This window comes from Rhizobium sp. 2MFCol3.1 (assembly GCF_000377565.1).
Lineage (GTDB): Bacteria > Pseudomonadota > Alphaproteobacteria > Rhizobiales > Rhizobiaceae > Rhizobium.
Genome location: NZ_KB898357.1, coordinates 277,971 through 298,822 on the forward strand (window position 1 = coordinate 277,971; position 20,852 = coordinate 298,822).

Genomic DNA, 20,852 nt, shown 5'->3' on the forward strand with positions numbered 1-20,852 from the left:
TAATCCGGGTCGGAGTTTGATGGTCTGCCTTTCGGCATTCTATTTATGCTGCTGGCGCGCTAGCAGCTGGTATCAATCCTTGCGCGACAAGGCTACTGACATACGCTCGTGCGATCGCCGCGTACTCCATTTCGTCTGCCGTCTCCCTCGATTTTAACTGCTCGTACAATGCCTCCTTTAGATCTGGATCACTGGCTTCATTGGCGAGGGTTAGGAGGTCATGCAGCTTACGCAGTTTCTCGTTGCGCCGTTCAAGTAGTTCCGAGCGGTTCAAATCTATAGTCATCTCGGTGAAACGAGCTATTGAGCTGTCCGGTAGCGGCAGGATTGTCGGACCCTGGATATAAAAAAGATCTTCAGGATCGTGTATATACGGGTCAACGAGGTTTTCTTTGATGCCCTTGTTAGTGTTGCAAATCCTGCATGCGATCGTGAGATTCTCCCATCGGAACCGATGCTCGATGCCAAGTTTCTTGGGAGTTACATGTTCGATATCGCCATAGTAGACGTGGCCGAACCTACTCTCACAGTAGGCACACTTTCTATGGGTTTCAGCAAGCAAGGCCGCTTTGATATCGTCATGGCGGTAACGGTTCAGTTGTGTATCGGACGGATTTGTTCCTGCCGCTTCGTGGCCGCGAAGGATACCCTCCCATTCGGCTATGTTATCTGTGATGACCTGTGGCTCATCGCCCTTCTGAATCTTTATCATGGTTTCGTCGCGAGCATTCTAACAGCGTCTGTAAAGTATTCGCCATAACCGAGGGCGGCTAGGTCACTACGAACGGAGTCCAAGGTTTCCGAAGTGATCTTCACCCCCCGATAACGTTCGATAATCTCTTTCAGCTCAATCTCTACCCATTCAGGCATGGTGACAGGAACGCCCAACACCTCACGAAAAACATCAGATGCGCTTGCGGCTTTGTTTGTGCGGGCTAGGTGCTCGCCCACCACTGTACGTCCTGCTGCTAGCCCCACGTCGGGCGACAGAACCTGCGCACCGTCTCCACCGGTTTGTTGATAGCGCAGGACAAACACATGTGAGTCCTTTACGGAGGACACCATGAAAGGGCTGTGGGTTGCAACAATGAACTGACCGCCAGGAAATGCCTTCAACAGACGCCTCAGTAGAGTCCGCTGCATCGAGGGATGTAGATGATTCTCAGGCTCATCCATCAGCACCACGTAAGCGCTCTTACCCTGCGAAAACATGTGGATTCGCCACGCCACATCAATGATCGCCATGATACCGCCGGACGAGGCATCAATCATGAAGTCGCCTGTGTCAGTGACTAAAACCACCTCAGGGGGGCGGATCGCAATCTCCCGAAACCCAAGACTTTCTGGTAGAAGTTCGCGCAGAGTATGGTTAAAACTCTCGAAGGTGCTCCGTAGTGCAAGATTGCCACCTCCGATTGTAGCGTTTCCCTCGCCAAATATGCCCATCGAGATCAACGCTTCTTTCATTCGAAAGATCGGTGTGCTTCCGCTGTAACCGCCGTTGAACCTGGTTAACATCTCTTGGTTGTACAGCTGGAACGAGTGACTGGCCGTCATCGGCTGCATGCTTATCGTGCCCACTGGTGTATAAGTCGGATTAGGCCGATGAGAATCGATAAGCATCCCCTCGACTGCCTGGGCATTCGAATGATAAATGTCGGTTTGCCAAACGTTGCTCTCTCGAAGCGCGAGCGTCGACTTACTGTCGTTAGAATAGGTTATCGAACCGACGGCATTATGAGTGTGATTTCGGGCTTCCATCTGCCTTAAGAAATCTTGAATTACGCCGTTTCGATATGAAAGCGTCCCGTCCTCGGATCGGAGCGGGATTGAAAGATATTGCCTAGCCCATCCCAGCTGCTGCGACAGCAGACTGATCAGGGTGCTTTTGCCCGCTCCATTGGAACCAGTAATTACAGTTAAGCGTGGATGGAAATCGATTTGTACGCTTTGAAACTGCCTCCATAGCCCTACTTCAAGTCGTTTGAAAATAATGTCGCTCACGTACTTCCCTCTGTCACTCGCTTAAGTAAGTCTCCTCAGCACAACGCAACCATTGTTAATGCGGAGACTGGGAAAATGAAAGGGATGGTTTCGATGTCGCAATAATTAGAACATTAGCGCCATAGTATATTAAACGCAGCAGCACGAAGAAGTAATAAGAACATTACATCCATCTACTACGTAGTAGTAGATAGACGCAACGCCCCTACTACATCTCCGTACTTCAACGGCGACGGCGTCGTCCACCGCGTCTTTTCGTTTCACTCAAAGCCGCTTGTCCGACTGGTCGCGAGGGCTGACGCCCTGTTTCCTTTGGAACCTGCTGGTTCCACAGGGCTTGGGTTATTCCGTCTTTGGTTGGTTTTCAGGCTTCCTTCGGAAGGAAGAGAGTTCCGCCCGCCGAAATCGGACGAATTTTAACGGCTAAATGAGGGCGGGAGGGGCATTCGTCAGCATGCTACCCCTCCCGTGTGCCGAGCGTCACAACAGGCAAGACGCTTGGGGGGTCGGCATGTGCTCTTACCAACGTCGAACTCGAAAGTTCCCAGCTGGTGGCTACTCCTTTTGAGGTAGCCTATCGTTCCTCGGCCAGCACATGCAGGATAACGTCTTCGCCGCGCATGTAGGCTTCGAACACCTCATATTCCGATGGCAGCATGTACGGGGTCCATTCCGCGATGACTGGGCTGACGCTGTGGCTATGGCCCGGCATGAACGTGAAGGTCGTCGGATGCGACACGCCGCTTGCCGAGACAATGCCGTTCAGCTGGTTGAAGACCGCATAGGCATGCTGATGCACCGCCAGCCGCGCCGTGTATTCCTCGCGGTTCTCAGCCAAGCGGGCCATCATCTTCTTGAACAGGGTGAATGCAGCGGCATCGTTGCGGGATAGTTCGGTCATGGGAATTCGCTCCTTCTTGTTGTGTTGCCGTATTTACCGGCTCAAAGAAAAACCCCTTCCCTCGGAGCGTTGAGAGAAGGGGCCGTACCGTAGTTATGGAGTGTAAGGGCCGGCTTAAAGCGCTCACAATCTATTTAGCTGCTCGCGAAAGGCTCGACCTCACGCCGAACCCGTTTGAGCAGCCATCGCATATACGACGAATTATTTAGCCGCGCACACTTCCAAGAATATTAGAATATGCTACTTTGGTGTTGGTTCTGCCTGGACCCAACCCGACGAGATCCGCTGACGCCCCAATGCAGCGGACTTCTTTACCCTCGGCATAAATAGAGGGTGACAGTTGCTTGCATGGCAGTTCTCATATTTTCCTTTGACCCTTCTCGTGCTTTGTCTCCCGGGAAGGGTTTTTTCTTGTCCGCAAAACAAAAGAGGCCCGCTGGACAGAGCGGGCCTAAGTTAGTGGTATCAATTTGAGGAGTGGCCCGATCGGCCAATCTCGTTCTACGACGTAACCCTTAAAGATCTACTATCCGTTGTGCCGCCCGTGCAGCTATCGTGTATTCGGACAGAGGGCGAGTGGCACGGAAATGAAGATCACGTTCAATCCTCAATCCCCACGGCCCTTTGATGCTCTCTAGTTCCTCGACGCTTACATACCCGAGTTCGGGCGTTCCATGGCCCACGTCGCAAAGCCCAAAGCAACGGCCGTCTGGTTCCATTTCCGTGACCAGCCACGTCGCGTTTGCCCACGGCGTGAACCATTTCACCACCGGGATATGATCAGCTTCGCGTGCTTCAACATTGTTGCGGATCAACTGCGCACGTAGTTCCGGGGTCAACAGTATCATACCGAAGCCATCCCCTGCACTTCCACCGAGAACTGCTGCTCGATCAGCTTGCGCTCTGCACGCCATTCCTTGACGCTCTGGAAGATCGCAGTGAACGACTTACCATCGATCTTGCCCCAAACTTTGAATTCCGATTTCGCTTCTACTTGCATTTGTCTGCTCCGTGTTTTCAACTTACGCGAGCACTCTATTTCCAATGTCCTGGAATGCGAGCAAAGACTGCCAAAGGGTTCAACTCTTTTCAGATGCTTTATGCTGCTGTTTTCACTGCATAAAATTAGGATTTGCGCCCCAATCCAAATTATGCACAATACACACGTTGCGCACCCGCTTCGTCGTGTAAAACAGCACATACGGCTTGGCCGAATAGGGATCGCGCAGCACCCGCACGCCCGTGCGGTCGACCACCAGATAGCCCGCGCGGAAATCCCCGAAGGCGATGGCCATCGCATTGGCGGCAATGTCGGGCATGTCCTCCGCCTCGACGACGGGGAAGCCGACGAGCGAGGCGGCCTCGCCTGCGGTTGCCGGCGGCTGCCAGAGGTAGCGGCCTTCAGCGTCCTTCAGCTTGCGCACCTCGGCCTGGGTCTTGCGGTTCATCACGAAGTTGGCGTTCTGGCGGTGGCCGGCCTTCAGCGAATAGATCGTGTCGATCAGCGTGTCGGAGGCGCCGGTCGCCTTGAAGCCGCCCGCGGCACCGGTAGCGATATAGCCGAGATTGCCCCAGCTCCAGGCGCTGTCGGCGACGGCCGTGTAGGCCAGCAGCCCCTTCGGCTTGTTGATGCCATCGCCGGCGATGAAGGCCGCACCTTCCTGCTCGGCGAAGACGGTATCGACCTCGCTCGAGATCCAGGCCTCGATATCGACGGCGGCATCGTCGAGCAGCGCCTGGGTGGCGGCCGGCATGGCGTAGAGTTCCATGGTCGGGAAAGAGAGCTCGGCAAGCTGGGCGCCTGATGTCTGCGGCCGCGCCGCGGTCTCGGCCACCCAGCCCGACGCCATGCCGGAGATCGCGAAGGGCTTCTTCAGCACAGCACCGGAGACCTGGCGCACCGTCGCGATCGAGCGGATCGGCGACACGACGGAGAGGCGGCGGCCGAAGGCGCTGTCGGTCTCGTCGGGCACGAGATAGCCGCCGTCGGCGCCGGAGCCCGATGACATGGCCTTGGCCTCGATCTCGCGCAGGCCGGCCTCGTCGCCGCGGCGGATATACTGCTCGAAAGCCTGCTTGTGCTCGGTGATCTCGGCGCCCACCGATGCGGTGCGACCGAGCGGCGGGCGGGCCTTCTTGAGCGCCAGCTGGTCGAGCACCTTCTTCTGCTCGTCCATCACGCGGCTGATGCGATCCATCTTGTCGCGGGTGACGACGTCAGATGTCAGCTTCTGCTCGATCTCGCCGAGCCTGGCATCGTTGGTTTCCTTGAAGGCCTCGAAGGCTTCCATGAACTCGTCGAAGGCAGCGGTCATTTCCGGCGCGGCCTTGATTTCGGGGGCGGTTTTATCGGCAATCTGCGTGTTGGTCATTGCGGGATCATCCTTTTGTGAAGGGTCTACTTGAAGGTGTCTTGCAGCATCATCCGGGCGGCCCGGCGCATGGCGCGGACGAGCTCGGTCTCCTTGTCGCGGAACCACCGCGCATTCTTGATGTTCTGCACGCGGGCGGACGGCAGCATGGGGAAGGTCACCACCGAGATCTCCCAGAGGTCGGCCTCGAGGATGCGGCGCACGCCTGACTTGGCGTCGGTCTTGGCGCGGACGGTGCGAAAGCCGATCGACAGGCCATCGAGCGCGCCGTTCTTCAAAAGCTGGTGCACCTCGCGGGCGCGGCTGACGCCATCGGCGAGCACGCCCTCGACATAGAGCCCGCGACTATCTTCGCGGATCGTCTTCCAGGCGCCGATCGGCTCGGCCGGGTCATGCTGGAAGAGCATGCGCACGCCACCGGCGCCGCGTGTCTTCAGCGACCGCAGAAAGGCCCCGCGCTCGATCGCATCCTTGCCGAGATCGACCTCGCCGAAGACGCTGGCATAGCCCGAAAAGGTGCCGTCGCGGCTGAGGCCGCGCAGCTCCAGATTGGCGAACTTGCGCGTATCCGCGCCGGGAATGGCCCGGGTGGACAAGCGCGTGGGAGATCGCGCCAGCGCGCGGCTTGCGGTCATGATCATGCTCCTCGTTTCATGGATATTTGGCCGGCCAGCTTACCGGTTGCGCGCGCCGTAGCGGCCGGCGATGCGCTGGAGAATGCCGAGGCCCCACCAGGCGCAGAGGCTGGAGGCGGCCGAGCCCGACAGCATCACTTCGACAGCAGAGAGCCGATCGACCAGATCCAGCCGCTCGGCGATCCAGATCCCCGTCGGGCCGCCAAAGACGATGCCGCAGGAAAGCCCGGTAAAAAACCGGCTCGCCGCCTCGCGCCGGCTCTTCGGCAGCAGATAGATCAGCGACACGGCGGCACCCGCCGACGCGCCCAGCGCCCTGGTCGCCCAGAGGCTGGTATCGTTGGAGAAATCGGCCATTGGTTTGGGCCTTTGTGATGTGGGGGTGGGAGTGCGCGAGGCGCGCGTCAGGCTTTCGCCGAGTCTTTTGAATCGGTTGGCTGTGGCAGCTCATGCGCCTGTTGCGCGTGGGCGCCGAATATGGCCCATCTTGTTTGGGCGATTCAGATTTCGATGTTAACTGTCTGAAAGATCGCCGTCTTCGTCGATCTGGAGCAGTCGCTCCTGGCGCCCGTGGTAGATCAGCAGGATCACCACCTCGTCGGGGTGGATTTCATATTCAAAAAGATAAGGCGGCGATACGAAGCATCTGACATCGCCAGGCGCGAGTGTCGGCGCGCCCGCGCCGGGAAACTCGGACAACGTCCTCGTCATTTGCTTGAGCTGTTGCGCGAACTGAACGGCAGCGTGTCTGCTGACGCGCTTCAGATAGGCCTTTTCGTGGCGGACGAAACGCATGGCTGGCGCCGCGATCCGCACCTTTTTCATGCGGCGTCATCCCGCTTGGTGTTTTCGATACGGTCTTCCGCCTCAAGCTCCGCCAGGAAATCGTCCATATCCATGACGTTGCCCTGCCTTACCTCTTCCTGAGCGGCGAGCGTCTGCAGAACATCATTTCCCTCTTCCATTAGGTAGTATTTCAGCGCCCGGACGATGACCCAGCTGCGGCTGCGGTCGGTGGCTTTGGCGATGGTCTCGATGTCCTTCAGCATGTCTTCTGGAATGCGCAGGGCAATCGGGTCGGAGAGAACGGGCTTGGTCATCGGCTGGCTCCTCAATTTGTAATACGCTGTATAACAAATTTTCGGGCCGGTCTCAACGCCCCCCTCAATACCCCACCGCCTGCCGCTTCTCCTCATCCGTCAGAAACGCCGCGTCCCCCACCCGCTTCCAGAGCTCGCCGCGCTCGGCCGAGAGACCCGCGACCTTGTCGAGATCCGGCTCCAGCCGCAGCCCGTCGCCATAGCCTGCCGCCGCCCAGGTCGACAGCGTCGCCAGCGTGCGGGTCAGCATGGGTAGCACCGTCAGGCGATAGAAGGCGCGGTTGGCTTCCTGGTAGTTGGCGTAGGTGTTGTCGCCGGGGATGCCGAGGAGCATGGGGGGCACGCCGAAGGCGAGCGCGATGTCGCGGGCGGCGCCGTTGCGGGCCTCGACGAAGTCCATGTCCTTGGGCGAGAGCCCCATCGATTTCCAGTCGAGCCCGCCTTCGAGCAGCAGCGGCCGGCCGGCGCGCATCGGGCCGGAATAGCCCTCGTCGAGCTCCTGCTTCAGCCGCTCATATTGATCGGGCGAGAGATTGCCGCCCTCCTTGGGCTGGTAGACGAGCGCGCCGGAGGGACGCGCGGAATTATCCAGCAGCGCCTTGTTCCAGGTGGCGGCCGCATTGGAGAGATCGAGCGCCACCTGGGCGGCCGCCAGCGGCGGAAAGCCGAGATGATCGTCGAGCGGGTGGAAGAGTTTCAGGTGCAGCAGGCCAAGCCCGTTGGTCTCGACGGGAAAGCGGCGGACCAGGCCGCCGGCGCGGTAGTCATAGGCCTCCGGCCAGCCGTCGCGCCCCTCGACGATGCCGATGCGGTCGGGGCGCAGCAGATGCAGCTCGCGCAGCGCGCCGCCGATCTCGACCGGCTCGACATAGGCATTGCCCGACAACAGCAGATGGCCGTAGAGCGCCTCGAAGAAATCGGGGCCGCTCATGCGGGCATTCGGCTGGCGCAGCAAATGAAGCAGCGGATGATCCGGCCTCTCACGTTCCTGCTCGTAGATCAGCAGCGGCACCGAAGCCGCCGCCTCCGACACCATCCTGACGCAGCGATGCGCCACCGGATTGCGCATGAAGCCCTCGCGCGACAAGGCCGCGTAGGAGCGGCCGGTCCAGCTCGCCCTGCCCTCCGATGTCAGCGACAGGAAGCCTCCCGCGGCCTTGCGTTCGGGCACGGGTGTTCGGCCCGCCGCGGAGCCCCACGGCAGGAGAGATCGAAGGTTCATGATCCGGTTTCCTGATGTTTGCGACCGGCACTCGATTGGCCGATGCTATTGTCTGTACAGGGCGATTAGGCCCGAGCCGCCGCAAGGACGGCGGTCGCGGGCATGCCCCCGCGACCTGATGCTCAACAATGAAGCGCGGCCGGATCCTGTCCGGCCGCCAGCATCACAGCGCCGAGCCGATGATGTTGCAAAGCCCGGTGCGCACCACTTCCTTGGTGGTCAGCTGGCCGGCCTGGATATCGAAGACGGCATCCACGCGCACGCCTGATCCCTTCTGGCGGGCGACGACGCGCAGGGTCTGGATGCGGCCGCTGCCTGTCGTTTCCTGGTAGGCGTCCACCGAGGAGAGTTCCTTGTTCACCTTGATGCCGGAAAAGCCCTCGGCGGCAACCGCCTGGGCAAGGTTCTTCAAGACGGCGGCGGATTTCGCCTTCGGAAACTCCTGCCACGTCTTGTAGCTCAGCGCCGTCATCATCGGCACGCCCGACACCTTGAAATTCGCCTCGCAGGAAGCCGCCTCGGCTAAGCCCGCGCCGGAAAGCAGCAGCGCCGCCGTCATCACCATGATCTTCAATTTTATCTCCTGAAACGTGTGTTTTCCCAACTCAATGGGAATATCCGACTTCAGGTTGAATTAAAACCGGAAATACGCACGCGGCGGCAACCGGTGCGTTTGCGAATAGGCCGCAGCGACGATCAGGCTGCCAGATCGATCGCCATTTCCGCGGTAATCCTGTCCCACGGAACGAATATCTGATTGCCGTCGTCACGCTCGATCAGGTCGATTGCCATCAGCGCATGCACGTCGCTGTGCACGGCGCGATAGTCGCGCTGAAGCAGCTTCGCCAATTGGCGAATGGAGGTTTTACCCTGTTGCTTCAGCGTTCGCAGCAGTTGCCAGCGGCTGGCGGTCAGGATCTTCAGCAGCGTTTCCATGTTCTCGAAGGCGACTACGCCCGGCTGCTCGCTGAAGTCGCCGCTGTCGATGCGGCGCGCGCCTTCCATCGCATCAGCGAAGAACCCGTCGAGATCGGTGACATGCAGCTTAACTTCTCGCATTTGCAATCTCCCGTCTGACGTCCTCGTCGAAGTCGCGAAGCAATTGCCCCAGCGTCTTGAACACATAAGGCTCCTCCCGATCGCGGTAGTGCCTGTGGTCGCCTTTGCCCGCCTCATTGTCATAAGCGACAATCCGCTCTCCCGGCCTGCCGTAGAAGAGCGAATATTTGAGGCCGTGCGGTCGCTCAAGGCTCGGCGACTGCAGCCGCCAAACCCTTATCTGCAAGATCGCTCCGTCTTCTAGAACAACCTTCCGGCTGTAAAACAGTGTGGCAGGCGGCATATGCTCTATATAACATATGCCCTAGAAGCCATCAATCACCCCAGCGGCTGCTTCACCGCCAGGTCGCTTTCATAATCCGCTGCAATGCGCATCTCGCGGATGGGGCGGACGAGGCTGGTGGAGAGATCGTAGTTCGGATGCGCCTTGTAGGCGGCAAGGGCTGCTTCGTCGTCGAACTCGCCGTAGACAATCAGGTCAACCTCGGTGCCGAACTGGTCCGTCTTCACGTTGGTGCCGATCTCCAGCAACCGGGCGTGCGGTATGGCCGTCAGGATCGACAGGCCCTCGCGCACCTTTTCCAGGTTTTCGATCGGCGCCGTGAAGAAGACGATGTGACGGATCACGCGGAACTCCTGTAAATTCTGGTTGGGCTTAGCCCGTAAGCCGGGCGATACCACGGCACAGCCACTGCTTCAACCGGGCGAACCAGCCTGTCGGCTGCTCGGGCCTTATGGCGGCGAGGAAGGTCTTGCCGTAGCCGGCCAGTTTCTCGGCCCTGTCGGTGCCGTTGACGATGCGGCGGGCGTTGATCCAGTCGTCATTCGTCGCGTTCAGATGGTCGGCGAGCTTGTGCTTGGAGAAGCTGCCCTGAACCATGCCTTCGATCAGGATCGATACCGCCGGCCCCATCTCCATCGCCCGGTCGGGCTCGGCGACGAGATCGATGCCCGTAAGCGCGCTCATCGCCTCGTAATTGCGCTTGTGGGTGAGCTGCACGAGGCCGCGGCCAAGCCAGCTCTTGCCGTCCTCGTCGGGCCGCCAATAGGGCGTCTTCACCCAGGAGAGCTTGCCGCTCGCGAATGCATTTTCCAGGATCTCGACGGCGCGCCCATCGCTTGTCGCCAGCGTCTCGCGCACCGGCTGCATGGTGTAGGCCGTCTCGTGAAAGGCGGTGGCGAGGATATACGCCAGCCAGCGCGGATCGGCGTCGGCCATCCGCTCTTCCCAGAAATTCAGTATAGCCGTCATGCCCTCGACCTGCGGGGCCGAGAGCGTGCCCTTGAACAGCGCCTCGCGCACCGTGTCGAAGAAAAACCGCCTGTCGATGTGGATAACCATAGCGTGTAATCCTAAAAGCTGATGAGGACTTGATGTCCTTAATCGATTAAATTTATTTTAATCGTTTAAAGCGTTTAAAGCCCTGATTTACAGACCGTTTGGCGCATGGCAGTGATGATCCATCATTCAATTCGTCTTCGGAGGACCGCATGACGCAGCCCGTTCACAGCAATCAGCCGATCATTCCCCAGCACGTGACGGACCAACTCGAAAGCGAGTGGCGTCAGGTTCGCCCCGTGCCGCAGGCACAACGCCCGGCGACGCAGCAACAGCAGCGTTAAGCGCAAGTGCCTGGGGGTGTCAAACACCCCCTCACGGCCACCCTCTCCCGGAGCGGCAATTACAGCCGCAAGGCTTCAAATACCCCGCACACGCGGCTCCCCGCCGCCCTCAAGCATCAAAGCCGTCAGCGCCCAGACCAGAGCATCCAGCCGGTCGGGAGAGCGGCCCTGGGATAAACCGTCAGGGCCGAAATCACACATCTGATCTTCCAGCGCCATGAAGCGCCCGGCATGGGCGACACGCCCCTGCTCGTAGAGTGCGGCCACCGGTTCGGCGCGCAGGAATTTGCCGCGCGTGGCGCGCACCGTCGTCACCGGTAGCGTCTCGTCGATGCTTTTCAGCATAGCGGTCACCATATCGCCGCCCTGGTTGATCTCGGCCACCACGCGGTCGGCGGCGAAGCGGCGATAGGCTTTCGCCACCGCACCCGCCCAGCCCGCCGGGCTTGCGCCCTCCACCGAGCAATCGGCCAGCACCACCGCGCGGCCGCTCGCATCCAGCCCGGCCACGACAATGCCGCAACAAGACGTCGGCCCCGCCGCCGCCGGCGGATCGACCGCCACGACGATGCGACGGAGGTCGCCGGAAAAGCGTATCGTCACGGCATCGAACATCTCGCGGCGCCAGAGCGCATCCTCGCGATCCTCGATCAGTTCGCCATCCAGCTCCTGCCGCCCCAGCCGCGTGCCGCCATAGCGGTTGGCGAGCGCGTCGATGAAGCCCGGCGCCAGGTTATGTGCATTGGCGCGGGTGCTGATGCGCGTCGTCAGCGTCGTCGGGTCCGATATCAGCGCCTTCAAAAGCGGCACCGGGCGCGGCGTCGTCGTCACCAGTTGGCGCGGCGCTGAACCGAGCCGCAGGCCGAACTGCAGCATGTCCCAGGTCTCCTGCCCGTGTTTCCACTTGGCGAGCTCATCGCTCCAGGCGAAATGAAACTGCGGTCCGCGCAGGCTTTCGGGATCTTCCGACGAGAATATCTGCGCCACCGCGCCGTTCGGCCAGACCAACCGGCGGCGGGATATCTCGAATTCGGGACGACGGCTGCGGGCGATCCGCATGATCCCCGAGATGCCGTCGATCATCACCTCGCGGGCATCGCCCAGCGTCTCGGCGATCAGCGCGATGCGCAGATCCGAGGAGCGTCCGGCGCTGGCAATCGCATGCACCCATTCGGCCCCTGCCCGCGTCTTGCCCGAACCGCGCCCGCCCATGATCAGCCATGTGCGCCAGTCTCCCGGCGGCGGCTGCTGTTCGTCGCGGCCGGTGAAGGCCCAGAGATTGCCAAGCGATGGCCAGAGCTTCAGCCGTTCCGCGAGGTCCTCGGCGGGAAGGTCGAGCATGTCGGCCAGCGAGAGATTGGGTTCGCCGGTATCGGCAACGGCGCCAGCTTCAATATTGGCGTTTGCGCTGGTATGGACGTTGGCCTTGGCGGACCGGGGCACACCGCTCGCCACAGCGTCAACCACCGGCGCCTCACCGAAAACCGCCGCCGCTACCGTCCCGCTATCCGGCTGCGACATCGCCCCGGCCAACGCGGCGCCACGCGCAACGGCGTCCAGGATTACCGCGCGGTCATCAGCCCGTTTCGCCACGATCGCATCCATTTTATGACTGTAGTCCAGCAAGGCGCCAGCGACCTTGCCCGTATTGGCGTCCGCGACGCGCCGCTCAACCCGGTTCGGCTTCGCGGCTGGCGAGGGCTGGTCCGTCGTCAATGTTTGGGGGAGCGCCGTCGCGCTGCCATTCGGCCAGCAATTGCCGGGCGCGGGCTTCGGCTCGCTCTTCGATGCGTGCGAGGAATTTCGCTTTGACATGGTCGAGCCCCCTCGCCGCTTCGCTTTCCTCAGCGGCCTGCTCGCGGTCGCGGGCGAACTGGCGCTGCAGCTGGTCGATCTTCTCCAGCGTGCGGACGATCAGCGACATGGCATCGGTCGCGGCCTTCAAATCGGCGCGGGCAAGCTTGGCAGCGGCATCGTCGCCACCGCTGGAGGCCGCCTGCTCGGCCGCCCTTCGCAGGTCACGAAAGGCCGAAAACTGCTCGCGCATCTCGGCCGTCATCTCGTTGAGCAGCACCCGCAGCTCTTCGGCCGGCGATGCTGCGGACTTGGTCTCAAGCATACAGGCCTCGGCCACCATCTTGGCCCTGTCCACGTCGAGAGCCTGCGCGGGATCGCCGTCATAAGCCTGGTATTGGGGAGTATGCTGAGCCGGCCAGAGGCCAAACAGCTCCGGCGCGAAATCGTCGATATCGGTCATGGGGAGATCCCGTTGCAACAGGCGTTGCGTGGAGAAGCGGCGGTGGCGGCGGCGCTTGTCGATCAGCCAGGAGACCATGCCCCTCGCCGCGTCCTGCCCGCAACTTTCCGACTATGGCATAACCCTATCAAAGCACCGTTACGCCGTCAAGGATTATTTTCCTATTATCGGAAAATCCTCCTGCAACGCCGCGTCGAATTGCAATTTATCTATGTCTAATCTATTGATAAATATAGGTTTTCTCGCCTTTCTCCCGATATTTCAATGAATCCTCAAGAAAGCCACGGCTAGAACGGATCGCAGGAAAGGGCGATCGACATGCAGGCCATCCAGATACGACTAGCGGAGATTATCGAGGCGTTGAGCAAGGCGCTCGACCTCACGGAGGGCCAGCCGCCCGGCCATTGCATCCGCGCCTGCTATATCGGCACCCATATCGGCCGCGAGATCGGCATGGCGGATGACGCGCTGCAGGAGCTTTACTACACGCTGCTCCTCAAGGATCTCGGCTGCAGCAGCAATGCGGCGCGGATCTGCGAGCTCTATATGGCCGACGACCTCTCCTTCAAGCGCGACTTCAAGCTGGTCGATGGCAGCCTCAGCCAGGTGCTGCGCTTCGTACTCTCGCATACCGGCATGCAGGCCGGCCTTGCCGAGCGGTTTCGCGGGATCGTCAACATCCTGCAGAACGGCGGACGCATCGCCACCGACCTGATCCAGACCCGCTGCCAGCGCGGCGCCGAGATCGCCAGACAGATGCGCTTTTCGGAGGGCGTCGCCAATGGCGTCCTCAGCCTCGACGAACACTGGAACGGCGGCGGCAAGCCGCTCGGCATCTCCGGCGAGGAGATCCCGCTCTATTCGCGCATCGCGCTGCTCTCTCAGGTGGCCGATATCTTCCAGATGAGCGCCGGGCCGCAGGCCGCCATCGCCGAGATCAACAAGCGCGCCGGCAGCTGGTTCGACCCTGCGCTTGCCGCCGCCTTCATCCGCATCGCCGGCCGCGAAACGTTTTGGGAAACGCTGCGCTCGCTAGCGCTGGAGACGATCGTGCTCGACAGCGAACCCGGCCAGCAGGCGATCATGGCCGACGACGACTATCTCGATGATATCGCTGCCGCTTTCGCCCGCGTCATCGATGCCAAGAGCCCCTATACGTCAGGCCATAGCGACCGCGTGGCGCTGTTTACCGATCTGATCGCCGAGGAGATGGGGATCGACGAGAAAGGCCGCCGGCTGTTGCGCCGCGCTGCCCTGCTTCACGATATCGGCAAGCTCGGTGTCAGCAACAGCGTGCTCGACAAGCCGGGCAAGCTCGACGACGAGGAATGGGGCCAGATGAAGCGCCATGCCGAGTTCTCGGAAATGATCCTCTCCCATATCGGCGCCTTCTCCGACCTCGCCCGCATCGGCGGCGCCCATCACGAGCGGCTGGATGGCAAGGGCTATCCGCGCGGGCTGATGGCCGATGAGATCCCGATGGAAGTGAGGATCGTCTCGACCGCCGACGTATTCGACGCGCTCACCGCCGACCGCCCCTATCGCGCCGCCCTGCCGATCTCCAAGGCGCTGTCGATCCTCTGGGACGGTGCCGGCCAGGCGCATGACCCCATCTGCATCGAGGCGCTGCAGCGGGCGCTTGCGAGGACCGATCTGGAGCGGCCTGACGGCGCAAGGGAAGACCAGCGCGCGGCTGCGTGAGTTTTTCTGATTGGCCTCGCAATATTCTATTGTGCTAAAATAAAGATCATGACCCGCGAAGAGCTTGCATCCTTCGCGCTCAGCCTGCCCGAGGCGGTCGAGAGCGCGCATCACGGCACACGCGATTTTCGCGTGCGGACGAGGATTTTTCTCACCATGCCGGAGCAGGATTATTGCGTCGTCAGGCTGACGCCGGAGCAGCAGCACATGACGCTGGCGGTTTCGCCGAAGGAGACGATCGCGGTTCCCGGCGGCTGGGGGCTGCGCGGCTCGACGCGGCTGTTCTTTCAGCTGGCAAGCGACGCGCTGGTGCAGGATCTGGTGCGCCGCTCCTGGCAGAACGCCGCGCCGAAAACCCTGCAAAGACAGTTCGTTGTCATCCCTTCCCCATAAGTCGATTCAGCCAGAATCCACTCAGCGATTACCAACCTCATCCGGCGTCTTCGGCGCATCGTCGCCAACCGTCAGCGGCCAGTCGACGACATAGTCCTCGTAATTGTCGACATCGATGCCCGTCTCGTCGATGGTGCGGCCGCGCGCCGAAATGCCGGCGATGTGCACGGTCTCCCGGTCGCCCGATACCAGCGGATGCCACCAGTAGAGGTCGCGCCCCTCGTTCAGCAGCCGGTAGCCGCAGGTCGGCGGCAGCCAGGGGATCTCGTCGACATTCTGCTTGGTCAGCTGCACGCAATCGGGGACGAAATCCCAGCGATTGGGGTAGCTGGAACACTGACAGCTTTCGCTGTCGAGCAGCTTGCAGCGGATCGAGGTGAAGTAGATATCGCCGCTATCCCACTCCTCGAGCTTGTTGAGACAACAGAGACCGCAGCCGTCGCAGATGCTTTCCCACTCGGCATTGGTCATCTCGTTCAGCGTCTTTTGCTTCCAGAAGGGTTGCTCTTCCATCATTCCGTTCTTGCAACAGCACCCGCAAAATCGCGTGAGTGCTTTCCATTTCTCTTGTTCTTCGGTGGCAAATCAACCAAAGATTCACCCTGCGCCGGTTACCCCGGATGCGAGCGGCAGATTTGCCATAGTTCGACCTCAGGATAGCCCCAGCTAGCCAGTGTCGAACTGACTGATCGGGCGGGAATATAAGACGTGACGGATCCGGACAATCCAGAAAAGCAGCCTCGCAAGAAACGCCACTTGCTGCTGAAGATCGATTCATGGATCGATTCCACCATCTGGAACGCCGGTTTCCGCTCCGCCGAAATCTGGGAAGACATCACCATCTTCTTCCGCCGCTTCCGCGTTCGCGGCTGGAAGCGCATCGTGTTCGAACTCGCCGGCGAAGGCCTGACATGGGGTTCGGTCGGCGCCGTCTTGATGCTTGCCCTTGCCCAGCCCGCCTTTGAAGCTACCAAGGAAGATTGGCGCAATCGCGGCGATTATGCCGTCACCTTTCTCGACCGCTATGGCAACGTGATCGGCCATCGCGGCGTCATCCACCAGAATTCGGTGCCGATCGACGAGCTGCCCGACAGCCTGATCAAGTCGGTGCTCGCCACCGAAGACCGCCGCTTTTTCAGCCACTTCGGCATCGATGTCATCGGCCTCTTCCGCGCCATCGTGACCAACGCGCAGGCCGGCGGCGTGGTCCAGGGCGGCTCGACGCTGACGCAGCAGCTCGCCAAGAACCTGTTCCTCTCCAACGAGCGATCGATCGACCGCAAGATCACCGAGGCCTTCCTGGCGCTGTGGCTCGAAGCCAATCTGTCGAAGAAGGAAATCCTCTCCACCTATCTCGACCGCGCCTATATGGGCGGCGGCACGTTTGGGGCGGCGGCGGCGGCGCAGTTCTATTTCGGCAAGAACATCACCGATGTGAACCTTGCCGAATCCGCCATGCTCGCCGGCCTCTTCAAGGCGCCGGCGAAGTACGCGCCGCACGTCAACCTGCCCGCCGCGCGCGGCCGCGCCAACGAGGTTCTCACCAATCTCGTGCAGAGCGGCATGATGACCGAGGGCCAGGTGATCGCGGCACGCCGCAGCCCGGCCACCGTCGTCGACCGCAACCAGGTGGAATCGCCCGACTTTTTCCTCGACTGGGCCTTCGACGAAACCATGCGGCTTTCGCCGCGCTTCCACCAGCATTCGCTGATCGTGCGCACCACCGTCGACATGGGCCTGCAGCACGCGGCCGAGGATTCGATGGAGACGTCGCTGCGCGAATATGGCGAGAGCTATCACGCCAAGCAGGGCGCGATGGTGATGATCGAAAACGGCGGCGCCGTGCGCGCCATGGTCGGCGGGCGCGATTACGGCGAGAGCCAGTTCAACCGCGCCACCAAGGCGCTGCGCCAGCCGGGCTCCTCCTTCAAGGTCTACACCTATTCGGTGGCCATGGAGAACGGCATGACGCCCGACAGCATCGTCGTCGACGCGCCGATCTCCTGGGGCAACTGGAGCCCGCACAATTACGAAAACCGCTATGCCGGCCGCATCACGATCGCGACCGCCGTGGCGCAGTCGATCAACACCATCCCGGTCCGTCTCGCCAAGGAGAAGTTCGGCATCGCCCCCATCCGAGCCATGGCCACCAATCTCGGCGTGGAATCGCCGGTTCGAAACGACGTGACGATCCCGATCGGCACCTCCGAGGTCACCGTCATGGACCAGGCGACCGCCTATGCGGTCTTCCCGGCCGGCGGCTACCAGTCGCGGCGCCATGGCATCACCCAGATCCTCGATTACGGCGGCGACGTCCTCTACGATTTCGACAAGGACGAGCCGCCGGCCAAGCGGGTGCTCTCCGAGCAGGCCGACGCCTATATGAACCAGATGCTGTCGCGCGTGCCCTATGTCGGCACGGCAAGGCGCGCAGCCCTCGACAACGGCATTCTGACGGCGGGCAAGACCGGCACGACGCAGGCCTATCGCGACGCCTGGTTCATCGGTTTCACCGGCAATTTCACCACCGCCGTCTGGTTCGGCAACGACGACTATACCTCGACCAACAAGATGACCGGCGGCACGCTGCCCGCCATGACCTTCAAGCGCCTGATGGACTACGCCCACCAGGGTATCACCCTGCGCGCCATCCCCGGCGTCACCGCCCCCCCGCCCCCCAAGACCATCGCCGCCACCAAACCCGCCGCCGGCGCGCCTCCTCCCTTGGTGCGTCCACGGATGCTCTCGGTGGAATCGACGAAGTTGCTGAAGGATATCGGCGAGGAGCTGAAGACCGCCGCACCGCTGGCGGTGCAGAAGGTGGCTAGCGCGGAGTGAGGGATTAGGCTGCCCTTGGGCGAATTGGCCGGCAAGCGCCTGTTCCCACAGCGAAAACCCCACACGCGGCGTCATTCTCGGGCTCGTCCCGAGGATCTAAGCACGCCTCAACGGGCGCGACGGTGCGGATGCCCGGCGCGGCGCCACGTGTCCACTACCGTCGCTCGAGAGGCAGCGTCGGCAGATGCTCGGCACGAGGCCGAGCATGACGTCGAGGGTGGGGTTGCCGCCCGCGCTTACAACGGGTGAGCACTACCGGCAACAGCTTGTTTCCGCAGCGGAATCCCCACGCACGACGTCATCCTCGGGCTCGTCCCGAGGATCTAAGCACACCTCAACGGGTGCAACGGTGCGGATGCACGCTACGGCGCCACGTGTCCATTACCGTCGCCCGAGACGCGCCGTCGGCAGATGCTCGGCACAAGACCGAGCATGACGTCGTGGGTGGGTTGCCGTCGACGCTGGCACCGCAGACGGCGGCGAGCGCAGAGGCAGGCTAGGCTGCCCTTGGCGCGATTGCCTGAAGGTCTTCGCCGATTTCCCGGCGGCGTTGCATCAGGTCGTGATCGGCCTGCAGGCCGAGGAAGAAGCCTTCCGACAGGCCGAAATAGCGCGCCAGACGCAGGTCAGTGTCGGCGGTCACACCGCGCTTGCCGAGAACGATCTCGTTGATGCGGCGCGGCGGAACCTGAAGCGCGCGAGCCAGTGCGTTCTGGCTCAATTCCAGCGGCTTGAGGAACTCCTCCAGCAGGATTTCTCCCGGATGCGGGTTGGGGAGAAGATCGCTTTCAGTCGTGGTAGTCGACGATTTCGACATCGCTTGCCCTTCCCTCATGCCAGATGAAACATATGCGCCACTGGTCGTTGATGCGGATCGAATACTGACCCCGGCGGTTTCCCTTCAAGGCTTCCAGCCGGTTGCCGGGCGGTATGCGCAGATCGTCCACGGATCGCGCCTGATTGAGCAGACGCAGCTTTCTGAGCGCAACAGCCTGAATGTCCGATGGCAGCTTGCGGCTGCGGACGCCGTTCCAGATCTTTTCGGTTTCGGCATTCGCAAAGCTGGTGATCATCGGCCATCCATCATGACGCCATACGTTATATAACGCCGCGCGTCATACTGTCAAACCGCCCCCACCTTTTCCCCCTCCACCATTCCGCCCAGCCAGAATCAGTGGTAACCCTTTCAACTGATTTGGCTATCAAGGGCGACCGGTGTTTCGATTTCCTCTCTTTATCGCGATGACGCTGATAATCGCTTTCGGCGGCGGGATACTCGTTTCGCTTTATGCGCTGAATGCGACCGCGGGCTTCGGCGCCATCAAGCTTGGCGCGTGGGAGGCGTTTCCGGAGTTGCAGACAGAGAATGCCGATCCTTACGCGAAATCGCACCGCGCGCGCGCAGGCCGGCTGCTTTATGGCTCGGCCGAGGGGCTGATGTTTACCGCCAAGGTGGATGACGCCGGCAATAGGCTGGAGGCGGGGTGCAGCTACCGGATCACCGGGCAGACGCCGCCGGCTCGGATCTGGACGCTGTTCACATCGGATAATTCCGGCAATCCCGCCTCGCTGCAGCCGGGGCTGCCGGGTGCGCTCAATTCGTGGACGGTGCTGCGCCAGCCAGACAGCAGCTTCACCATCGACATCTCGACCCGGGCACGGCCGAACAACTGGCTGGCGCTTCCGGCGGCTGGCACGTTTCAGCTGGTGCTGACGCTGTTCGACACGCCGACGGCCGGCAGTTCCGGCGTCATCGATCTGGCGATGCCGAAGCTTGAAAAGACAGGGTGCGGCAATGCTTAGGGTCCTGTTCGCGCTTCTGGCGGGCCTTTTCGGCGCCGCCTTGCTGCACCTCGTCATCATCCTGTCGCTGCCGCATTTCACCGGCAAGGACGCCGCGACACGCGTCGCCTCCGAGGGCGATCTCGACACGTTTTACCTGCTCGGAGGCACCGAGGACACGGCGGGGCTTTCCAACGACGATCCCTTCGTGCGGACCGCCGTCTGTTCCTTCGATATCGAGGAGAACCCGGTGCGGTTCACGGCCAGGGGCAACGTGCCCTTCTGGTCGATCGCGCTGTTCGACGATGCGTCAAACGAGATTTTCAGCATGAACGACCGGACCTCGGTCGGCGGCGCCGTGGACATATTGATCGGCAGCCCGATCCAGCTCACGGAATTGCGCAAGTCGCTGCCGCAGGAGCTTCAGCGGACGATCCTGGTCGAGACGACGCGGTCGGGCGGATACGCGGTTCTGCGAACACTGGCGCCGCAGACAAGCTTCGACGCGGCGGCCAAGAGCTTCCTGTCGGAAGCCGGTTGCGAGGAATTCGCTCCCTCCAACTAGAGCCTTACTTACCCTTCGAGCGCGAGGCGCGGCGAACCGACGCCGGCTTGTCGGGGTCGGTCAGGCGTTCGTAGCGCACGCCGGTATAAAGCAGGATCTGCGCTTCGAGCGGCGATCCTTCCACGCTTGATGATCTTTCCTTGCGGCCTGGCGTCCGAGATAGACGATCAGCCAATGCGATGACTATTGCCATTGTCGTCTCCCTGCACTGCCCGAGACGGATGAAGCTCAGATCTCACCCTGCCCGCCTGCGCGGACCGGCGCACCCTTGGCCGGGTCTGCCGGCATCGGGTCATTCGCGCCTTTCTCACGGCATATCGTGAACAATACCGTGATGCATATGATGGCGCCCCTCTCAAGGAGCACGTTCTGCTTCCCGGATTGAGACAGACGGTGGTTA

28 protein-coding genes are annotated in these 20,852 nt (G+C 61.4%); 6 read left to right on the forward strand and 22 right to left on the reverse strand.

The window, feature by feature from the left end; translation table 11 throughout:
* Window positions 1-43 precede the first annotated feature (43 nt).
* The 16 genes from D460_RS32995 to D460_RS0112780 all read right to left on the reverse strand — a co-directional run bounded on the left by D460_RS32995 (window position 44) and on the right by D460_RS0112780 (window position 10,635).
* Window positions 44-712 (reverse strand): HNH endonuclease, encoded by a 669-nt coding sequence (locus D460_RS32995; protein ID WP_018898930.1) that lies wholly within the window; start codon window positions 710-712, stop codon window positions 44-46.
* Window positions 709-2,004, reverse strand: coding sequence for an AAA family ATPase (locus D460_RS0112710; RefSeq protein WP_018898931.1), 1,296 nt, complete (start codon window positions 2,002-2,004; stop codon window positions 709-711). Before D460_RS0112710 ends, D460_RS32995 begins: the two co-directional genes overlap by 4 nt.
* A 574-nt stretch (window positions 2,005-2,578) precedes the next feature.
* Window positions 2,579-2,905: a hypothetical protein gene (locus D460_RS0112715; RefSeq protein ID WP_018898932.1), complete on the reverse strand. Its 327-nt coding sequence runs from the start codon at window positions 2,903-2,905 to the stop codon at window positions 2,579-2,581.
* 515 nt (window positions 2,906-3,420) lie between these two features.
* Window positions 3,421-3,753, reverse strand: a complete 333-nt coding sequence (locus D460_RS0112720) for a DUF2958 domain-containing protein (RefSeq protein ID WP_018898933.1) — start codon at window positions 3,751-3,753, stop codon at window positions 3,421-3,423.
* Window positions 3,750-3,905, reverse strand: a complete 156-nt coding sequence (locus tag D460_RS35930) for a hypothetical protein (RefSeq protein ID WP_018898934.1) — start codon at window positions 3,903-3,905, stop codon at window positions 3,750-3,752. The genes D460_RS0112720 and D460_RS35930 overlap by 4 nt, the downstream gene beginning before the upstream one ends.
* A 112-nt stretch (window positions 3,906-4,017) precedes the next feature.
* A complete protein-coding gene (locus D460_RS0112730) occupies window positions 4,018-5,277 on the reverse strand; it encodes a phage major capsid protein (protein WP_018898935.1) in 1,260 nt (419 codons plus the stop codon).
* Window positions 5,278-5,303: 26 nt separating this feature from the next.
* Window positions 5,304-5,912 (reverse strand): HK97 family phage prohead protease, encoded by a 609-nt coding sequence (locus D460_RS0112735; RefSeq protein ID WP_245267738.1) that lies wholly within the window; start codon window positions 5,910-5,912, stop codon window positions 5,304-5,306.
* A 39-nt stretch (window positions 5,913-5,951) separates the two neighbouring features.
* Complete coding sequence (locus D460_RS0112740; protein ID WP_018898937.1) at window positions 5,952-6,269, reverse strand: DUF6107 family protein; 318 nt, start codon at window positions 6,267-6,269, stop codon at window positions 5,952-5,954.
* Window positions 6,270-6,425: 156 nt separating this feature from the next.
* Entirely contained in the window at window positions 6,426-6,737 is a 312-nt protein-coding gene (locus tag D460_RS0112745; protein WP_018898938.1) for a type II toxin-antitoxin system RelE/ParE family toxin, read from the reverse strand.
* Window positions 6,734-7,012 carry a ribbon-helix-helix domain-containing protein gene (locus D460_RS0112750; protein ID WP_018898939.1) on the reverse strand — a complete coding sequence of 93 codons (279 nt, stop codon included), beginning with the start codon at window positions 7,010-7,012 and terminating at the stop codon, window positions 6,734-6,736. The genes D460_RS0112745 and D460_RS0112750 overlap by 4 nt, the downstream gene beginning before the upstream one ends.
* Window positions 7,013-7,076: 64 nt before the next feature.
* A complete protein-coding gene (locus tag D460_RS0112755; protein WP_018898940.1) occupies window positions 7,077-8,234 on the reverse strand; it encodes a phage portal protein in 1,158 nt (385 codons plus the stop codon).
* A 163-nt stretch (window positions 8,235-8,397) separates the two neighbouring features.
* Window positions 8,398-8,799: a hypothetical protein gene (locus D460_RS0112760; protein WP_037111316.1), complete on the reverse strand. Its 402-nt coding sequence runs from the start codon at window positions 8,797-8,799 to the stop codon at window positions 8,398-8,400.
* Window positions 8,800-8,930: 131 nt separating this feature from the next.
* Window positions 8,931-9,293: a winged helix DNA-binding protein gene (locus tag D460_RS0112765; RefSeq protein ID WP_018898942.1), complete on the reverse strand. Its 363-nt coding sequence runs from the start codon at window positions 9,291-9,293 to the stop codon at window positions 8,931-8,933.
* Entirely contained in the window at window positions 9,280-9,576 is a 297-nt protein-coding gene (locus tag D460_RS0112770; RefSeq protein WP_018898943.1) for a DUF6516 family protein, read from the reverse strand. Before D460_RS0112770 ends, D460_RS0112765 begins: the two co-directional genes overlap by 14 nt.
* Before the next feature lie 35 nt (window positions 9,577-9,611).
* The gene (locus D460_RS0112775; protein ID WP_018898944.1) at window positions 9,612-9,920 is read right to left on the reverse strand and encodes a Dabb family protein; all 309 of its coding nucleotides are present in this window, start codon (window positions 9,918-9,920) and stop codon (window positions 9,612-9,614) included.
* Window positions 9,921-9,948: 28 nt separating this feature from the next.
* Window positions 9,949-10,635 (reverse strand): hypothetical protein, encoded by a 687-nt coding sequence (locus D460_RS0112780; RefSeq protein ID WP_018898945.1) that lies wholly within the window; start codon window positions 10,633-10,635, stop codon window positions 9,949-9,951.
* Between the two features lie 149 nt (window positions 10,636-10,784).
* Here D460_RS0112780 and D460_RS37070 point away from each other — a divergent pair, with 149 nt between their 5' ends.
* A complete protein-coding gene (locus tag D460_RS37070) occupies window positions 10,785-10,916 on the forward strand; it encodes a hypothetical protein (protein ID WP_018898946.1) in 132 nt (43 codons plus the stop codon).
* Between the two features lie 75 nt (window positions 10,917-10,991).
* Here D460_RS37070 and D460_RS0112790 read toward each other — a convergent pair whose 3' ends face one another.
* A complete protein-coding gene (locus tag D460_RS0112790; protein WP_348625626.1) occupies window positions 10,992-12,509 on the reverse strand; it encodes a terminase family protein in 1,518 nt (505 codons plus the stop codon).
* 76 nt (window positions 12,510-12,585) lie between these two features.
* On the reverse strand, window positions 12,586-13,251 hold the full coding sequence (locus tag D460_RS0112795) for a hypothetical protein (protein ID WP_018898948.1): 666 nt from the start codon (window positions 13,249-13,251) through the stop codon (window positions 12,586-12,588).
* Window positions 13,252-13,491: 240 nt separating this feature from the next.
* Here D460_RS0112795 and D460_RS0112800 point away from each other — a divergent pair, with 240 nt between their 5' ends.
* Both D460_RS0112800 and D460_RS0112805 read left to right on the forward strand, forming a co-directional pair.
* Complete coding sequence (locus tag D460_RS0112800) at window positions 13,492-14,874, forward strand: HD-GYP domain-containing protein (protein WP_018898949.1); 1,383 nt, start codon at window positions 13,492-13,494, stop codon at window positions 14,872-14,874.
* Between the two features lie 48 nt (window positions 14,875-14,922).
* Window positions 14,923-15,267 carry an MmcQ/YjbR family DNA-binding protein gene (locus tag D460_RS0112805; protein ID WP_018898950.1) on the forward strand — a complete coding sequence of 115 codons (345 nt, stop codon included), beginning with the start codon at window positions 14,923-14,925 and terminating at the stop codon, window positions 15,265-15,267.
* Window positions 15,268-15,288: 21 nt separating this feature from the next.
* Here D460_RS0112805 and D460_RS0112810 read toward each other — a convergent pair whose 3' ends face one another.
* On the reverse strand, window positions 15,289-15,780 hold the full coding sequence (locus tag D460_RS0112810; protein ID WP_026283083.1) for a YcgN family cysteine cluster protein: 492 nt from the start codon (window positions 15,778-15,780) through the stop codon (window positions 15,289-15,291).
* 195 nt (window positions 15,781-15,975) lie between these two features.
* Here D460_RS0112810 and D460_RS0112815 point away from each other — a divergent pair, with 195 nt between their 5' ends.
* The gene (locus D460_RS0112815; RefSeq protein WP_018898952.1) at window positions 15,976-18,105 is read left to right on the forward strand and encodes a PBP1A family penicillin-binding protein; all 2,130 of its coding nucleotides are present in this window, start codon (window positions 15,976-15,978) and stop codon (window positions 18,103-18,105) included.
* Between the two features lie 496 nt (window positions 18,106-18,601).
* On the opposite strand, the gene D460_RS0112820 is transcribed toward D460_RS0112815, so the two are convergent.
* Both D460_RS0112820 and D460_RS0112825 read right to left on the reverse strand, forming a co-directional pair.
* Entirely contained in the window at window positions 18,602-18,922 is a 321-nt protein-coding gene (locus tag D460_RS0112820; RefSeq protein WP_018898953.1) for a HigA family addiction module antitoxin, read from the reverse strand.
* Window positions 18,894-19,178: a type II toxin-antitoxin system RelE/ParE family toxin gene (locus D460_RS0112825; RefSeq protein WP_018898954.1), complete on the reverse strand. Its 285-nt coding sequence runs from the start codon at window positions 19,176-19,178 to the stop codon at window positions 18,894-18,896. Before D460_RS0112825 ends, D460_RS0112820 begins: the two co-directional genes overlap by 29 nt.
* A gap of 142 nt (window positions 19,179-19,320) precedes the next feature.
* Here D460_RS0112825 and D460_RS0112830 point away from each other — a divergent pair, with 142 nt between their 5' ends.
* Both D460_RS0112830 and D460_RS0112835 read left to right on the forward strand, forming a co-directional pair.
* Window positions 19,321-19,908, forward strand: a complete 588-nt coding sequence (locus D460_RS0112830; protein ID WP_026283084.1) for a DUF1214 domain-containing protein — start codon at window positions 19,321-19,323, stop codon at window positions 19,906-19,908.
* Window positions 19,901-20,452, forward strand: a complete 552-nt coding sequence (locus D460_RS0112835; RefSeq protein WP_018898956.1) for a membrane protein — start codon at window positions 19,901-19,903, stop codon at window positions 20,450-20,452. The genes D460_RS0112830 and D460_RS0112835 overlap by 8 nt, the downstream gene beginning before the upstream one ends.
* A 4-nt stretch (window positions 20,453-20,456) precedes the next feature.
* Here the strand turns inward: D460_RS0112835 and D460_RS0112840 are convergent, their stop codons facing one another.
* On the reverse strand, window positions 20,457-20,645 hold the full coding sequence (locus tag D460_RS0112840) for a hypothetical protein (protein ID WP_026283085.1): 189 nt from the start codon (window positions 20,643-20,645) through the stop codon (window positions 20,457-20,459).
* Window positions 20,646-20,852: the final 207 nt, after the last annotated feature.

What these genes read in the sequence shown, in the direction of transcription:
- D460_RS0112720 (WP_018898933.1), bottom strand. Translation starts at nt 3,753, where the DNA reads ATGATACTGTTGACCCCGGAACTACGTGCGCAGTTGATCCGCAACAAT.
- D460_RS0112840 (WP_026283085.1), bottom strand. Translation starts at nt 20,645, where the DNA reads ATGGCAATAGTCATCGCATTGGCTGATCGTCTATCTCGGACGCCAGGC.
- D460_RS0112835 (WP_018898956.1), top strand. Translation starts at nt 19,901, where the DNA reads ATGCTTAGGGTCCTGTTCGCGCTTCTGGCGGGCCTTTTCGGCGCCGCC.
- D460_RS0112740 (WP_018898937.1), bottom strand. Translation starts at nt 6,269, where the DNA reads ATGGCCGATTTCTCCAACGATACCAGCCTCTGGGCGACCAGGGCGCTG.
- D460_RS0112745 (WP_018898938.1), bottom strand. Translation starts at nt 6,737, where the DNA reads ATGAAAAAGGTGCGGATCGCGGCGCCAGCCATGCGTTTCGTCCGCCAC.
- D460_RS0112805 (WP_018898950.1), top strand. Translation starts at nt 14,923, where the DNA reads ATGACCCGCGAAGAGCTTGCATCCTTCGCGCTCAGCCTGCCCGAGGCG.
- D460_RS0112780 (WP_018898945.1), bottom strand. Translation starts at nt 10,635, where the DNA reads ATGGTTATCCACATCGACAGGCGGTTTTTCTTCGACACGGTGCGCGAG.
- D460_RS0112820 (WP_018898953.1), bottom strand. Translation starts at nt 18,922, where the DNA reads ATGTCGAAATCGTCGACTACCACGACTGAAAGCGATCTTCTCCCCAAC.
- D460_RS0112735 (WP_245267738.1), bottom strand. Translation starts at nt 5,912, where the DNA reads ATGACCGCAAGCCGCGCGCTGGCGCGATCTCCCACGCGCTTGTCCACC.
- D460_RS0112800 (WP_018898949.1), top strand. Translation starts at nt 13,492, where the DNA reads ATGCAGGCCATCCAGATACGACTAGCGGAGATTATCGAGGCGTTGAGC.
- D460_RS35930 (WP_018898934.1), bottom strand. Translation starts at nt 3,905, where the DNA reads ATGCAAGTAGAAGCGAAATCGGAATTCAAAGTTTGGGGCAAGATCGAT.
- D460_RS37070 (WP_018898946.1), top strand. Translation starts at nt 10,785, where the DNA reads ATGACGCAGCCCGTTCACAGCAATCAGCCGATCATTCCCCAGCACGTG.
- D460_RS32995 (WP_018898930.1), bottom strand. Translation starts at nt 712, where the DNA reads ATGATAAAGATTCAGAAGGGCGATGAGCCACAGGTCATCACAGATAAC.
- D460_RS0112810 (WP_026283083.1), bottom strand. Translation starts at nt 15,780, where the DNA reads ATGGAAGAGCAACCCTTCTGGAAGCAAAAGACGCTGAACGAGATGACC.
- D460_RS0112760 (WP_037111316.1), bottom strand. Translation starts at nt 8,799, where the DNA reads ATGGTGATGACGGCGGCGCTGCTGCTTTCCGGCGCGGGCTTAGCCGAG.
- D460_RS0112765 (WP_018898942.1), bottom strand. Translation starts at nt 9,293, where the DNA reads ATGCGAGAAGTTAAGCTGCATGTCACCGATCTCGACGGGTTCTTCGCT.
- D460_RS0112755 (WP_018898940.1), bottom strand. Translation starts at nt 8,234, where the DNA reads ATGAACCTTCGATCTCTCCTGCCGTGGGGCTCCGCGGCGGGCCGAACA.
- D460_RS0112795 (WP_018898948.1), bottom strand. Translation starts at nt 13,251, where the DNA reads ATGGTCTCCTGGCTGATCGACAAGCGCCGCCGCCACCGCCGCTTCTCC.
- D460_RS0112770 (WP_018898943.1), bottom strand. Translation starts at nt 9,576, where the DNA reads ATGCCGCCTGCCACACTGTTTTACAGCCGGAAGGTTGTTCTAGAAGAC.
- D460_RS0112750 (WP_018898939.1), bottom strand. Translation starts at nt 7,012, where the DNA reads ATGACCAAGCCCGTTCTCTCCGACCCGATTGCCCTGCGCATTCCAGAA.
- D460_RS0112730 (WP_018898935.1), bottom strand. Translation starts at nt 5,277, where the DNA reads ATGACCAACACGCAGATTGCCGATAAAACCGCCCCCGAAATCAAGGCC.
- D460_RS0112715 (WP_018898932.1), bottom strand. Translation starts at nt 2,905, where the DNA reads ATGACCGAACTATCCCGCAACGATGCCGCTGCATTCACCCTGTTCAAG.
- D460_RS0112825 (WP_018898954.1), bottom strand. Translation starts at nt 19,178, where the DNA reads ATGATCACCAGCTTTGCGAATGCCGAAACCGAAAAGATCTGGAACGGC.